The organism is Chryseobacterium luteum, from assembly GCF_000737785.1.
GTDB classification, from domain to species: domain Bacteria; phylum Bacteroidota; class Bacteroidia; order Flavobacteriales; family Weeksellaceae; genus Chryseobacterium; species Chryseobacterium luteum.
Genome location: NZ_JPRO01000027.1, coordinates 1 through 14,774, shown reverse-complemented (window position 1 = coordinate 14,774; position 14,774 = coordinate 1). Strand labels below are relative to the sequence as shown.

Here is a 14,774-nt window from a genome sequence, read left to right as displayed (position 1 = left end):
ATTTGATGTCAGGATAAAATAATTATGACGGATTTCAGTGATATGCTTATTCTTTAAGCACTAGTTGGGATTAAATCATTATTTTTGAACAGAAAAGGGAATTGTACACTCAGAAAAAATTATCCATTATTGTTTTGAATATTATATTTGATCTAAAAAATATACTTAAACTGTGCGAAATCGCATGGTTTTGTTCGGTTTTTATGATTCTGAGCCGGATTAAATTCTATATAATATCAGATATTTACTATTATAAAAAGATAAAAATTACTTTAACTTTGCTGGCGGGATGAATACAGTTGTGTCCATTTTACTGATGAAATTGCCTTTTTAAAAACTAATACCAGACAGACTTAAATAATCAGAAAATTAATTAGCTGATAACAGATATGAAATATAAATTCTTAAATTTTAGACTGAGGAAAGTTGTTCATTACTCATTGATCGTATGTATCTTGTTGATACAGGTTATTATAGCCATATTTTTTTATAACGAATTTGTCAATGAAAAGAAACTGAAGTTTATTAAGAATCAATTGGAGGAAAGCAGGGCATTGGGCGGTTTAACGGACAGCTCGAGGAAAGATTTCATGGATGCACAGAATTACCTTCAGAAATATATGGTGACCCAGGACGATAAAGATCTGAAATTATACTTTCAGTCTCTCAGAAAGCTTAACAGTAATTTCGAAAAGATAAACGACTATGGGAAAACCAGCCCGGGATTGAAAAACAGATTGGCGCAGCAGAAAAATGATACCCTGAAAATCACAAAGCTGAAAACGGTTATAGACTCTGTATATCAATCCTCTCTGAAACCGCCTGTGAAAATCCAGGATCAGCAGTATGAGCTGGAAAAGTACAAAAATAAGGACAACTTTGAAGACCTGAATATCCAGACCCGGACCTATTCTGATACAGTCAGGAAAAAAGGTCTGATGGGACGTTTAAAAGATGCCATATCCGGTAAAGTGAATGTACGGAAGGAAAGTACTGTTATTACCTTAACCAATAATAAGCCCGCCAAAATATCTAAAGTAAAAGTAAGGATGGACAGTTTGGTAAAGTCCATGGACAGGCACTATACCTCTGAAGTTAAAAAGATCCAGCTGTCCACTGTTCAGAACCAGCGTGAAAATATAAAATTTTATGGGAATTTCAGTAAATTATTGGTTTACAGCAACGGGCTGATCAATGTTTACGAAAAAGCCATCAAAGACTTCACCTCTGATCTGGAAAAAGAGTATAACCAGCAGAGCTCAGATAATAATAAAATCAGGACGTATCTCGTACTTGGATTAATGATCTTGATGTTTATAGTATCAATTCTGATTATGTATTTTACAAGAATGGCATTTATCTACGAAATGAAGCTTAATTCCGCGAATGAAGAAATTAAAAAGAGTCTTAATTTCAAAAACAGAATTCTCGGAATGCTGAGCCACGAGCTGATGTCTCCGCTGAAAATTATCAATATTTTTATAGATAAAATCAACAGGACCACAAAAGATGAAACCACAAAAGATTATCTTAAATCTATAAAATTCACTAACAGCACCCTTCTTATCCAGTCTAATCAGATCCTGGAATACACAAAAAACCAGGAAACAGAAAAGAAGCTCGTAAAAACAGTATTCAATCTTAAAGATGAAATCAATTCTATTGTAACAGCCATTACGCCTTACATAGAAACCCGGAATAATAAATTCCTGGTAACAGACAGGATACCGGAAAATACCGTTGTCAATTCAGACAATATAAAAATCAACCAGATCTTTATGAATATTCTGGGGAATGCCAACAAATTTACAGAAAACGGACAGATCGACCTTACAATGGCTACCGAACCAATAGATGAAAACAGGATTTCTCTGATCACAACCATAGCGGATACCGGTGTAGGAATTTCCGATTCTGATCTTGAGAAAATTTTTGAACCTTATTATCAGGGAATGATATCCGATGAAATTGATAATTTCGGTGCCGGATTGGGATTAAGCTTATGTAAAGAAATCATTGAGCTTTTTGATGGGGATATATCCGTTTCCAGTAAGCTTCATAAAGGGACAAAAGTAACATTCAGAATAAATTTAAGCATCAGTAATAATGGAAGCACCAGGTGAAAATAAAGAGATTGTATTTCTTTTGGCGGATGACCACAGTATTGTGCGTCAGGGAATGGCGATCCTGATTGATGAAATTGTTCCCAATGCTAAAATTTATCAGACCTCATCCTCACAGCAGATTGTAGAGATGATGAAAAAGAATGGGGTAGAGATTGCTATAATTGATGCCCATTTTCCGGATGGAAACAGTCTCCATGTCTTGCCACAAATGAAAGCTGAGAATCCGGATGTTAAAATTTTGGTTTTCACAGGTCTTGAAGAAGATCTTCACGTGCTCAAATTTATTAAAGCCGGAGCCAGTGGGTACGTAAGCAAGCTAAGTGATGAGGAACAAATAAGGCAGGCTATTTCAGATATTGTGCATAAAGGCGAATATTTTTCTCCGTTGTCCCGGAACTTAATGCTGCAGCTGGTTCAGAATCCCGGTTTAATCAATCCGCTTGGCAGTTTGACCAAAAGGGAATTGCAGATTGCAGAAATGTATGCAGAAGGGTACGGGAATCTGGAAATCGCAAATGATCTGGATATAAAGCAGAACACCGTAAGCACCATCAAGAAAAATATTTTTGAAAAATTAAAAATAGAAAATCTTGTCGAACTGATTGACCTCATCAATACCCATAAAATATAGTATTTCTAAAAGGTTTTTCTTCACTTCTTACCGCTGGAATATTTCGTGTCGATAAATATCGACGTCTTTATCGACATATATCGATGCTGTTTATAGATAATTTTATCCGTCAATGTCGTTACTTTGTCTCAATAAAATTCACCAGATGTAAAATGAAGGTTAAATGAAATTTGATTCTTCACGCAAATGGTAAATTTTATTAGAAAACATAAATGATGAATAAATATAATTGTAGCATGATCTTTAAGCAAGCTTCTTAATCCCGCTTATTAAAAAAACACAAAATTAATATAAAAAGAAGCGAACTTATTTTTTAACAGATCACTGATACAGACAAAAGGAGGCAGAAGCCTCCTTTTTTTATTGTGTGATGTAGCTAAAACCCCCTCTGGCAAAAGGATTTCTGAAATAAAATACATAATTTCGCATCATGAAAATACTTCTTTCCGTATTATTATGCCTTCCCCTCTCATTTTTCTCGCAGACAACAGCTAAAGTGATCGGGATTTCAGACGGAGACACCATTACGGTTTTATTGGATGGAAATGTACAGAAGAAACTCCGGCTGGCGGAAGTGGACTGCCCTGAAAAAAGACAGCCCTTCGGAAAGAATGCCAAAAAATTTACTTCAGATCAGGTTTTCGACAGGCAGGTTATATTTACAGAAACCAATAAAGACCGCTATGGTCGCTCAGTTGCCAAAGTATATTATGACAACGGAAAATACCTTTCAGAAGAGATTATAAAAGCCGGATACGGATGGTGGTACTATGCCTATTCCAAAGACACTGATTTGGGAAAGATGCAGGACACAGCAAAAGCCAGGAAGCTGGGCCTATGGCAGGATAAAAAAGCAGTTTCACCATGGGATTTCCGTAAAGAACAGCGCGAAAATGCCAAAAAAAGAAGACTCAAAAAGCTAATGGAACAGCAGGCCCAAACGAAAGGGGAATCCGGTTCCGTAAAAACAATATAAAAATAAGAAACCGCTGCGAAAGCAGCGGTTTCTCTATAATCAACATAATAATAAACTAAGACTCTGTCTTCAATAGTCCAAAATGGGAAGTAGCCGGCTCTTTTCCGAAAAGGCAGGAAAAAATATTCTGAAACTCATGAATATATCTGCATTTAATAGAATTACCGTATATTTTTAAGCCTTCCAGGATCTTTTTTGAACTTAAATCAATATCATATTTCATAAACGTTTCCGGTCTTTCATAACGGATTCTCTGCTCGGAACTGTAAGTCCGTAAAAAGCCAAACTTTTCAAGCCATTCTTCTGTGATCCGGATAGGGGTGATAGAATCTGCCGGGACTGAAATACTGTGAACATCATTTTCAATTTTTACAAAATAATCATGACCCGTTCCCTGAAATATTTCAGTGATGGTGTAAATCTGTTTTTTGTATTCAACTAAGTTTTTAATTTTAAGATCTGCTGCATTCATAATATTGAGTTTAGAAGGTGTTTGTAAACTAATTGCAAATATTATGCCCTGCACTATAAATGAATCTTCTGCTTTTTGAATCTTTTATTGATTTATAGCATAAATAATGAATTATATGTTAAAATAACACAATAATTCTTTAAAAACATCAAAAAAATGGGTTATTCGTGTGGTATCTATGTGGTATTTGTTTTTTGTTAACAAATTTTAATATAAGATCGCTGTTCTGTTCAAGGTTATAAACTGAAGTTCAGCTGAGTACCTGTATCAATTAAAAATTATAGTGCCGCTTTACGGTTCTTAATGAATCATTTCATGTACTTTGATCAGTTCTGCGATATTAGAGACATTCAGTTTCTTGAATATCCTTTTTTTGTAGGTGCTTACAGTAGACATCTTGATGTCCAGTTTATTTGAAATCTCAAGGTTTCCTAAGCCTTTGGCCAGCAATTTAAAAATTTCATATTCCCGCGAAGACAGTTTTTCCGAAGGGTTGCTTTTTTTATTCTGTATAATAAGCCCGATCAGTTCTTTGGGATAATGGAAGCCTTTCTGGATAACAGATTTTACTGCCTCCCTGATCTCTGTTTCACTGCTCTGTTTGCTGAGGTACCCTTCAGCACCTTCACGGATGTACTGTATGGCAACATTCTTGTCGTGGCCTGAAAACACAAGTATTTTAAGATCTTTCTGGATACTTTTAAGTTCAGAAATCATTTTTTTATACTGGGTTCCCGGCATATCAATATCAAGAAAGAGGAGATCATACTCATCCTGGGATATATGCTCCTTTACCTGGTCATAATTCTCGGCAAAATCTATTTTAAATTTTGGATAAGCGGACTCTAATACCAAAGCAGTCCCTGCCCTTACTACATAGTGATCATCAGCGATTAAGATTCTTCCGTTCATATAAAATTGGATTTAATGAGAGTTGTTTCAACGATAGTTCTTTTAGAACGTGTGCATCTGAGTTTAATTTTCCCGGATGGATAGTCAGTTCCCATGCTTTTCCTTTTAAAATTGGGATTTTCAAGCTCTGGATTGTTAAACAGGCCGGTATGGTCATTGCCATTTTCAGCAGACATTTCCGCTCCACTATCAGTGGTTATTGTAGTTAGTTTTTGTTTATTTTCGATGGTGTGAAAAAATGTATTTATCATTGCAAATACGGTATTAGTAGCATGTATACCAGAAAGAATTTGGCTGCCGCTTTCGGCGGTATTTGTAAAGTCATAGCAGTCCTTAACAATGGTTCTCAAAAATCCATTGTTAATAATATAACACGCGGAAATATGATATTTTTTGTAAATGTTCCAAAACAGGATTACAAAAAGCAATGTCCAGGCCTTCATAAATGCATATACAAGCTAATTTCCCGCTTGATTAGTGCGAAAATTTATTAATAACAGTCATGGTATAGGCCGGATTTTTTAAGTATTGGAAATAATTGAATGTGTTTTTTTTCATGAAATAATTCTGTGTTTTGTGTTTTGCAGTTAAACAAATCTAGTTTAAGATGTAAAATTAATGATTTTATACACATTAAACAGCATAATGTGGTACAATTGATGTGAATTTTATCAGTAAAACGGGGGAGAATGAATAAAGATTTTGTCACTTATCTGCAAAGAATAATCACTTATTCAAAGAAAAACCTCCCTGAAAAAGGGAGGTGAATAAAAATTGACTGTATATCGAATAAAAATTCAATCGTTATTTATTGTTTTCAAGCCATTTCAGCCTCCGCTGATCAGGAAGATGTTTTACCCTGAAACCCTCAAAAACAGCAGTAAAGCCATTTCCATCAGGACAGGCAGCCATTAAACCTACCATTACAGGAGTATTGTCCTGTAAATAAGCATTACGCATCATTGTGTAATTTTTATCATCAAAAGAATAAAATACCTCCACGGCATCAAGTCTTCTCACTGCTTTTATCCAGACTGCAGAAGGAATTTTGTCCAGTGTGATCACGCTCCAGTCACTTGTCCCATGCGTCACCACAGTGCTGAGGTTGTATTTTCCGTCTACGAATTCAATGCCGGCTTTTATATAATTCTCCTTATCCGTTCTCAGCATCAGTCCCATCTGGTCGAATCTGGCTTTGTAATTCCCGCTGATCTTTACCTTAGCCTCAAATTCTCCGCCATACGTTGTATAGTAGAACGGTGCATCATCTACTGTGAATCCATAGTGGGAAATTCTCCAGTAATCACTTTGCGGAGTGACGGTCATCGACAGACTGTTATTTTTGATCTCCCATTTCTCGGGCTCATTGAACCAGTTCATCTTTTCCAATGTCTGTGCAGACGTCTTCTGTATAAGGAAAACAGCACATAAACTTAAAATCAGTCTTTTCATCCTCTTTAGCTGGGTGTAAATTATTATTTTAGCAAAAGTATAATTAAACCCATATCCTGCCAATACTTATAAATAACCATTTATGGAAATCATAGAAAAACTGAACAGCCGCCTTTTGCATAAACCATCCGGAAAATGCAGGCTTGATATAGAAATGTATAAGCAGAGAGCGTTGGTGTATGCACAGATGGAAGGAGCGATAGCTGTTTTAAGTGATATGCAGACGGAAAAAAGCTATGTGTACAAATCCAAAGCTGCCGGGGAACTGGGCCTAAGTATGCAGGAAGATCAGTCGGAAATCAATTCTATCTGGGAAGAAGAGATCATTAAAAAAATACATCCGGACGACAGGCTCAAAAAATACATTCATGAACTGCGGTTTTATGAGCTGATGGATTCTCTGGATGAAGAAGTCAGGGCAGACTACTGCGTTCTTTCAAAAATCAGGATGAAAGATAAAAATGATCAATACAGGCTCATCAAGCACCGGATGTTCTATATTTATTCTCCCGATAACGGTAAGCCGAGGTTTGCATTTTGTCTTTACCATATCGCGGTGGATCAGAGCCAGCCTTCGGCTTCAGATTTTATGATCATTAATATGGCCAAAGGAGAAATTATCGTGAATGATAAACTGAATTATCAAAACATTCTTTCAAAAAGAGAGCTGGAAGTATTAAAATATGTGGGAGAGGGGTACGCCAGCAAAGAAATAGCAGAATTTCTTTCCATAAGCATCAATACAGTAAGCAGACACCGTCAGAATATCCTTGAAAAGCTCAAAGTGAAGAATTCTGTACAGGCATTTAAAGGCAGTTTTTATTGAAATTTATTTCAGTTGTGCTTGTAAAGACCGAAAAGTTCACCGTGCATTTTTTTATTCTTATCTTTATTTTTATAGATTAATTTTACCACAAATAAATGATGATAATGAAAAGAAGTGAAGAAATCACCATGCAGTATTTTGATTTCCTTGAAAAGCATGTTAAGGATGTGATCATCGGAGCCGTGCTGGAATTTATGGAACTCAATGAGATTGCGGGCAGGCTTGCAGTTTCCCATCAACACCTTTCGGACACTATTAAAAAAGAAAAAGGCCAGCATCCTTGTTATTTTTATGATGAGAAAATCATTTCTGAAGCTAAAGCGATGATTGCAGACACGGATATTTCTATTGCTGAAATTGCAAGATTGTTTACTTATGATCCTTCCAATTTCTCCAAATTTTTTAAGAAAATGACAGGAGCTACACCGGGACAATTCAGAAAGAATAGCAAATTAAAATTATAACTGTACTGAAGTCTATAGAGAGAAAAGTACCGTCAACAGTTCTTTTCAGACTTTATCGTCCTATAATTTTTTACGGTCAGCAGTACAGGAAAAAAATAAGAATTTATAAATGAGGCAATTGTGAAAACATTTGTCTTTTTTTTGTGATTTATTTATGGATAGTGATTTATTATTGTCTTTTTTTTGATAATTTTAGATTCGTTTAAAAAAACTGATCAACCATTAAAACTAAAAATAAGTGTATTGACAAGCGAATAATTTGATTATCAGATCATAACATTTATGCCTTGTTTTATGTATGATATTTAATATAATTGTAAATATTAAAAACTTTAAATAATCATATATTTGTTTCTTTAAACAACTAACATTAACAACTAACCATTAACAACATTAAGGATGACTATCGATTTTACAACAGCAACATTTAAAGATTTTGAGAACATTCCAGACTACGATATTGCTCAGAGAGCAGATTATTTTTACCAGTTTCTGGATCATATGAAGTCCAGAGGACACATGAACTACAGACTGAAAAATACTTCAGGGACCAATGCCACATTAAATATAAACATTGCAGACCAGAATAAAGAATATGTAAGTTTTGTTTCCAGCGACTATCTAGGTTTTACGCAGCACCCGAAAGTAAAACAGGCAGCTATTGATGGAATCGGGAAGTATGGAACCGGAACAGGAGCTACACCGCTTATTGGCGGATACTTTGATTACCATAGTGCTTTAGAAAAAAAAATTGCCGGGTTTTTTGGAAGAAATGAGGACGAAGCAGTACTTTTCACTACCGGATATACCGCTAATAGTGCTACCTTGCAGATTCTGATGCAGAAAGAAGATATCGCTATTTTGGACATGGCAGTGCATGCCAGTGTACATGAAGGATGTGCTTTTACAAATAAAAAAACATTTCCGCACAACAATTTGGAAGCTTTGGAACACATTTTGAAGATGTCTGAAAGTACGTACCGTACGAAACTTGTTGTTGTAGACGGAGTATATTCTCAGGATGGTGACACTTCACGTATTAATGAGATATATGATCTGGCAAGAAAGTATAATGCTTATATTATGGTAGATGATGTACATGGTGTCGGGATTTTGGGAGAAACTGGAAGAGGAACCCTTGAGCTGGCTGGTTTAATGGATAAAGTAGATTTCATCACAGGCACATTTAGCAAAACTTTTGGCAATTTAGGAGGATTTGTTATTACCAATAAAAAAATAGCGTCATTCCTTAAATTTCAGTCCAGACAACAGATTTTCTCTGCGACAGCACCCCCTTCCTCAGCAGGAATTGTTAAAGCCATAGATTTGATCGATGAAGAGCCTATCTGGAGAGAAAGGCTTTGGAATAATATCAATTATTTCAAAAAAGGTCTGGACGATATGGGCCTGGATACCGGTATTACGTGCTCAGCAATTATTCCGGTGAAGATAGGAGATCAGAATAAAATGTGGGATATCGGCAGAATATTGATTGAAAAAGGAATCTATACAAACCCCATTATGTATCCTGCAGTAGCCAGAAAAGATGCACGCATCAGAATGAGCGTAACAGCAAGACACGAAAAAGAGCATCTTGACAAAACACTTAATGTCTTTGATGATATTAATAAAAAATTGCATATTGCAAAAAAATTATAAATTATGCCTAGAAAAGTAGTGCAAGGCCCCATTAGGGACAAAGAAAAAACAAAACAAAAACTGCTGGCTGCAGTGGGTAAAATTCTTAGAGTAAAAGGTTACTCAGGCTTGAAAGTAAGCAAGATTGCAGCAGTGGCAGGTTTCGACAAAAAGCTTATCTATGAGTATTTTGGAAGTACAGATAAACTTATTGACGAATATATCAGATCTCAGGATTATTGGAGCAAATTCAGCCCGAATATAGAAGAAGAAGTACAGATTGGAAAAGGCAAAGAAACATTAACCCAGGGAATTCTCATGCAGTTTGAGAACCTGAAAAAAAATAAAGAGCTTCAGAAAATTATCCTGTGGGAACTTTCCGAAAGCAAGCCAATACTTAGAAAGCTGGTAGACCAGAGAGAAGCTGTAGGGGCCGACCTGTTCGGAAACGTTACAGATCCTTATTTCGGAGAAGATGCAAAGAAATTCAGAGCAATTATTGCACTGATTGTATCAGGAGTTTATTATCTGAACCTTTATCCCGCGTATAATGCAAGTGAATTTTGCGGTCTTGATATGAAGACTGATGCAGGAAGATCTGAAATAGAAAAAGCTATTGTTGATATTATAGATTTTGCTTACCAAATGAAAAAATAATGATTAAAAGTTTTCCAATTTTACCGAAAATAAATTTTTGTTGATAATTTGAAAACTTTTAATTTTCAGATTAAAACTATATTTCTTATTTTTGACCAATGGAAAATTTTATCGTATCTGCAAGAAAATACCGTCCGCAGCAGTTTGATACTGTAGTAGGGCAATCTCATATTACAGATACCTTAGAACATGCTATTGGTGAAAATCAGCTGGCTCAGGCATTACTTTTCTGCGGTCCGAGAGGAGTGGGTAAAACCACGTGTGCCAGGATCCTGGCCAGGAAGATCAATGAAAAGGACGGCTCAGTTTCAGAAGATGGCTTTGCCTATAACATCTATGAATTAGATGCAGCTTCCAACAATTCCGTGGATGATATCAGGGAGCTGATAGATCAGGTCCGCTTTGCGCCTCAGGTAGGTAAATATAAAGTCTATATTATTGATGAGGTGCACATGCTGTCTTCTGCAGCCTTCAATGCCTTCCTTAAAACACTTGAAGAACCGCCTGCACACGCTATTTTTATTTTGGCCACCACAGAAAAGCACAAAATAATTCCTACCATTTTATCGCGTTGTCAGATTTATGACTTCAAGAGAATTGTTATTGAAGACATTCAGGTACATTTAAGAAATATTGCCCAAAAAGAAAATATCCTTTACGAAGACGATGCGCTGTATCTCATTGCTCAGAAAGCCGATGGCGCCCTGAGAGATGCACTTTCCATTTTCGACAGGCTTTCCACGTTTTCCCAGAAAAACATCACACTGGCCAAAGCTGCCGAAGTACTCAATATCCTTGATTATGACCAGTATCTCAATATAGTGGATCTGGCTAAGGAAAACAAAATCCCCGAAGTGCTTTTTGCCTTTAACGAAATCGTGAAAAAAGGCTTCGATCCCCATATCTTCATTGCCGGATTGGGAAACCACTTCAGAGATCTCATGATGGCCCAGAATGCCAGAACAATAGAGCTTATTGAAGTCGGGGAGAGGACCAGGCTTAAATTCGTGGAGCAAGGGCAGAAATGGAATGCCCAGCAGCTTATCGACGCCGTCGAGATCTGCAACCATGCGGATATTAATTATAAAAATTCCAAAAATCCAAGACTTACAGTAGAAATTGCACTTATGCAGCTGTCTTCCCTGACGGCTAATTTAGGCGATACTAAAAAAAAAAGTTCTTAATACTAGCTCCGTTTCTCAGTGAGAAGCAGGAAGTAAAAATGATTCCTGAAAAAGCTCCCGTAGAAAAAGAAGCGAAAGTAGAAAAACATACTGAACCTGAACCCGTTCAGCAAACTGTCGTAAAGACTACAAAACCCTTATCAAAACAGGGAATATCATCCGGTTTCAGCATCAATTCTTTTCTGAATAAAGAAGTAGAAGAAGTAAAAGAAGAAAAACAGGCTGTAAAAGCTGAAAATCTACCCCAGAACCATTTTACAGAAACCGATCTCCAGATGGAATGGAACCTTATGCTCAAGCAGCTTCAGACCAGAAACAGCTTTATCTTCAATGCTGTAAAAACATTCAAACTGATCAAAGCAGGAGAAAATACCATTAAAATTTTATACCCTTCAGATTCTGCCAAAGTTGAATTCGACAAGATCGCCGGAGAATTTTTCAACCATTTCAAAACCAAAGTTCACAACCACACCATTGAAATAGATTACCAGCGGGATTTTGATAATCTTAAAATTGAAGTGGTTACCAAAAGAAAAATATTCGAAAAATTTATCGAAAAAAATCCGCTTTTAAAAGATCTTGATGATTTAATGAAGTTTGATTTGACTTAACGTTTTGTATTTATCATAATTTTCTTTTGTCAGATTGAGTTTTTTTATATCTTTGTCAAATATTTTTGTGAAAAATAAGTTTTTGACAAAAACAAATCAGATTTAGAAAAGCTAACAAACAGAAGTTTCAGAATCCAGGTGGAAAAATTATTAAAGCCATATCTGTATCATTTTGCACCCGCTAATTATTTTAGCGGTTACTTTAGTTTTTCTGCTTTCTATTATAGAAATTTCAGAACGTATTATCGATTTTATTGGTACTGCTAACTGAATTTCTTTCCAAAAAATACAGGAAAAGTAAAGTCCTTTTATTTTCCTGATTCCTTTAAACCATTTTGAACGGCATTTTTTGAAAAGAATTATAAAATAAATTTTATAATGAAAGGACTATTGCTGTTAATTCAAGAAAAATAAAAAACAATAAATTTAAAATATGAATTTAAAAGACGTAAAAAACGAGTGGGTGAATGAGCTTTCACAGCCGTTAATGATCGCAGGGCCATGCAGCGCGGAAAGTGAAGCTCAGATGCTGGAGACCGCCAGAAGAATAAGAGAAACCAATGCCCAGGTATCTATTTTCCGTGCAGGGATCTGGAAACCGCGTACCAAGCCGAACGGTTTTGAAGGAGTAGGTGTAATCGGCCTGAATTGGCTGAAAAAAGTAAAAGAAGAATACGGATTCAAGACTGCCACAGAAGTAGCCAATGCTCACCACGTATTTGCAGCTTTAGAAGCTGATGTGGATGTCCTTTGGATCGGAGCACGTTCTACTGTGAACCCTTTTACGGTTCAGGAAATTGCGATGGCTTTGAGAGGTACAGACAAACCGGTATTCGTGAAAAACCCTGTAAACCCCGACCTGGCTTTATGGGTTGGTGCTTTAGAAAGACTTTTAGGACAGGATATTAAAAACCTGGGGGTGATTCACAGGGGATTTTCAACCTACCAGAAAACAAAATACAGGAATAACCCCAACTGGCAGATCGCCCTTGATTTCAAAAGCCAGTTCCCCGATATTCCAATGCTGATCGATCCTTCCCACATCTGCGGAAACAGGACAGGTCTTGCAGATATCACACAGGAAGCGCTGAACGTAGGATACCAGGGAGCAATTATTGAAACCCACTGCAACCCGGATGAAGCATGGAGCGATGCCTCACAGCAGATCACCCCGGAAGTATTGGCGGAATTAATCGGAAATTTAAAAGTACGAAATTCAGGAATTGCAGGTTTCGATAACGAAATGGGAAGACACCGAACCCTGATCTCTGATCTTGATTTCCAGCTGATCGAACTTCTTTCCCAAAGAATGAAGATCTCTGAAAAAATCGGTAAGCTTAAAAAAGAGAATGATATCGCAATATTCCAGCCTGAAAGATGGAAAGTAATCACAGAATACGCAACCCAGAAGGCAAAAGAAACCGGAATGTCTCAGGAATTTATTGAGAAGGTTTTCAAAGCAATCCATGAAGAGTCTATTGAAGTACAGAACAGTATTATGATTGACAGGTAATAGGGTAGTTCAGAATTTGGAATTAGGGATTAGGAATGTAGCTGGAGAGACTTTTTCTGAAGTCTTTTTCACATATAAATAATGGGGCTTGAGATTTCATGATCAGAGAAGAATTATTTGATGTGTTTTCAACTAGATTCCTAATCCCTAATTCCTTATATTTGTAGCCAATTATCATATGAAAGGAAAAATCATTAAATCTACAGGCAGCTGGTATCAGGTCATGGAATTCGGAACCGATACAATTTTCGAAGCCAGGATCCGGGGCAAATTCAAACTCATCAAGACAAGGCTTACCAATCCGCTTGCCGTAGGAGATTTTGTTGAATTTCAGTTAGAGCAGGACGATGTAGCCTGGATCACCAAAATTGAGCAACGTACCAATTACCTGATCAGGAAATCCGTAAACCTTTCAAAAGAAGCCCACATCATTGCTTCCAATATAGATCTTGCCTGCTTTATTTTCACCTTAAAGCATCCTGAAACCTCATTGGGATTCCTTGACCGTTTTCTGGCATGCTGTGAAGCCTATAACATCAAACCTTTGATCCTGTTCAACAAAATCGACGTTCTGAACGAAGAAGAAATAGAACTTGTAAAAGATATAGAATTTCTTTATCAGGAAATCGGGTATGATACTTTAGAAACTTCATCCTATTCCAAACTGAATTTTGATCAGCTTCAGGAACTTCTTAAAGATAGAACCTCCGTATTCTTCGGACATTCAGGATGTGGAAAATCTACACTGGTGAATGCTTTGCAGCCGGGTTTGAATTTAAAAACTTCTGAAATTTCAGATACCCACCTCAAAGGAAAGCATACCACCACCTTCGCTCAGATGCATTTCTGGGATTTCGGCGGCAACGTGATCGATACACCCGGTGTACGCGAGTTTGCCATGATCGACATCGAAAAAGAAGAAGTGCAGCATTACTTCCCTGAGATCTTCAAAAAAAGAAAAGAGTGCAAATTCCACAACTGTCTTCACATTAAAGAGCCGAAATGTGCCGTTCTGGATGCCCTGGAAACCGGGGAAATCCAATATTCCCGTTACGCAAACTATATAAAGTTGATGGAAGAAGCTGAAGAGAATTCCCAGAATTAAGAGTATTCCCAAGTTTATAAGCCAGTTTTATTGTTGAACTTAGATTATTACATTTATCTGAGAGCATTGTCGTTGCTTTAAGAAGCGGGAAAAAGAATCAGATATTACTAAACAGATTAAAGGATTGATTCCATCTTTGCAGTTTTACTTTCATTTTAATGAATTTGTTTAAACTTTTTTGTTGGAAAATCGCAAAGTCGCAAAGCT

Annotated in this window: 15 protein-coding genes; 11 read left to right on the top strand and 4 right to left on the bottom strand. The window is 36.5% G+C overall.

Going from position 1 to position 14,774, the window contains the following annotated elements:
* Positions 1-389 precede the first annotated feature (389 nt).
* The 3 genes from IX38_RS19920 to IX38_RS19910 all read left to right on the top strand — a co-directional run bounded on the left by IX38_RS19920 (position 390) and on the right by IX38_RS19910 (position 3,733).
* A complete protein-coding gene (locus tag IX38_RS19920) occupies positions 390-2,123 on the top strand; it encodes a sensor histidine kinase (protein WP_034707721.1) in 1,734 nt (577 codons plus the stop codon).
* Positions 2,107-2,757, top strand: a complete 651-nt coding sequence (locus IX38_RS19915) for a response regulator (protein ID WP_034707720.1) — start codon at positions 2,107-2,109, stop codon at positions 2,755-2,757. Before IX38_RS19920 ends, IX38_RS19915 begins: the two co-directional genes overlap by 17 nt.
* A gap of 430 nt (positions 2,758-3,187) precedes the next feature.
* Positions 3,188-3,733: a thermonuclease family protein gene (locus IX38_RS19910; RefSeq protein WP_034707719.1), complete on the top strand. Its 546-nt coding sequence runs from the start codon at positions 3,188-3,190 to the stop codon at positions 3,731-3,733.
* Between the two features lie 55 nt (positions 3,734-3,788).
* On the opposite strand, the gene IX38_RS19905 is transcribed toward IX38_RS19910, so the two are convergent.
* From IX38_RS19905 to IX38_RS19890, 4 genes are all read right to left on the bottom strand, one after another.
* Positions 3,789-4,205, bottom strand: a complete 417-nt coding sequence (locus IX38_RS19905) for a hypothetical protein (protein ID WP_034707718.1) — start codon at positions 4,203-4,205, stop codon at positions 3,789-3,791.
* A 300-nt stretch (positions 4,206-4,505) separates the two neighbouring features.
* A complete protein-coding gene (locus tag IX38_RS19900; RefSeq protein WP_034707717.1) occupies positions 4,506-5,117 on the bottom strand; it encodes a response regulator in 612 nt (203 codons plus the stop codon).
* Positions 5,114-5,467 carry a hypothetical protein gene (locus tag IX38_RS19895; RefSeq protein WP_131368731.1) on the bottom strand — a complete coding sequence of 118 codons (354 nt, stop codon included), beginning with the start codon at positions 5,465-5,467 and terminating at the stop codon, positions 5,114-5,116. The genes IX38_RS19900 and IX38_RS19895 overlap by 4 nt, the downstream gene beginning before the upstream one ends.
* A gap of 454 nt (positions 5,468-5,921) precedes the next feature.
* A complete protein-coding gene (locus tag IX38_RS19890; RefSeq protein WP_034707715.1) occupies positions 5,922-6,569 on the bottom strand; it encodes a DUF1349 domain-containing protein in 648 nt (215 codons plus the stop codon).
* Between the two features lie 82 nt (positions 6,570-6,651).
* On the opposite strand from IX38_RS19890, the gene IX38_RS19885 reads away from it, so the two are divergent.
* The 8 genes from IX38_RS19885 to rsgA all read left to right on the top strand — a co-directional run bounded on the left by IX38_RS19885 (position 6,652) and on the right by rsgA (position 14,567).
* Positions 6,652-7,395, top strand: coding sequence for a response regulator transcription factor (locus IX38_RS19885; RefSeq protein ID WP_034707714.1), 744 nt, complete (start codon positions 6,652-6,654; stop codon positions 7,393-7,395).
* Positions 7,396-7,493: 98 nt separating this feature from the next.
* Positions 7,494-7,859 carry a helix-turn-helix domain-containing protein gene (locus tag IX38_RS19880; protein WP_034707744.1) on the top strand — a complete coding sequence of 122 codons (366 nt, stop codon included), beginning with the start codon at positions 7,494-7,496 and terminating at the stop codon, positions 7,857-7,859.
* Between the two features lie 399 nt (positions 7,860-8,258).
* Positions 8,259-9,518: an aminotransferase class I/II-fold pyridoxal phosphate-dependent enzyme gene (locus IX38_RS19875; protein WP_034707713.1), complete on the top strand. Its 1,260-nt coding sequence runs from the start codon at positions 8,259-8,261 to the stop codon at positions 9,516-9,518.
* Positions 9,519-9,521: 3 nt separating this feature from the next.
* Positions 9,522-10,154 (top strand): TetR/AcrR family transcriptional regulator, encoded by a 633-nt coding sequence (locus IX38_RS19870; RefSeq protein ID WP_034707712.1) that lies wholly within the window; start codon positions 9,522-9,524, stop codon positions 10,152-10,154.
* A gap of 98 nt (positions 10,155-10,252) precedes the next feature.
* Complete coding sequence (dnaX, locus tag IX38_RS19865; RefSeq protein WP_034707711.1) at positions 10,253-11,338, top strand: DNA polymerase III subunit gamma/tau; 1,086 nt, start codon at positions 10,253-10,255, stop codon at positions 11,336-11,338.
* Between the two features lie 38 nt (positions 11,339-11,376).
* Positions 11,377-11,949 carry a hypothetical protein gene (locus IX38_RS23280; protein ID WP_228378012.1) on the top strand — a complete coding sequence of 191 codons (573 nt, stop codon included), beginning with the start codon at positions 11,377-11,379 and terminating at the stop codon, positions 11,947-11,949.
* Between the two features lie 433 nt (positions 11,950-12,382).
* A complete protein-coding gene (locus IX38_RS19855; RefSeq protein WP_034707710.1) occupies positions 12,383-13,462 on the top strand; it encodes a chorismate mutase in 1,080 nt (359 codons plus the stop codon).
* Between the two features lie 178 nt (positions 13,463-13,640).
* Positions 13,641-14,567, top strand: coding sequence for a ribosome small subunit-dependent GTPase A (gene rsgA, locus IX38_RS19850; RefSeq protein ID WP_034707709.1), 927 nt, complete (start codon positions 13,641-13,643; stop codon positions 14,565-14,567).
* Positions 14,568-14,774: the final 207 nt, after the last annotated feature.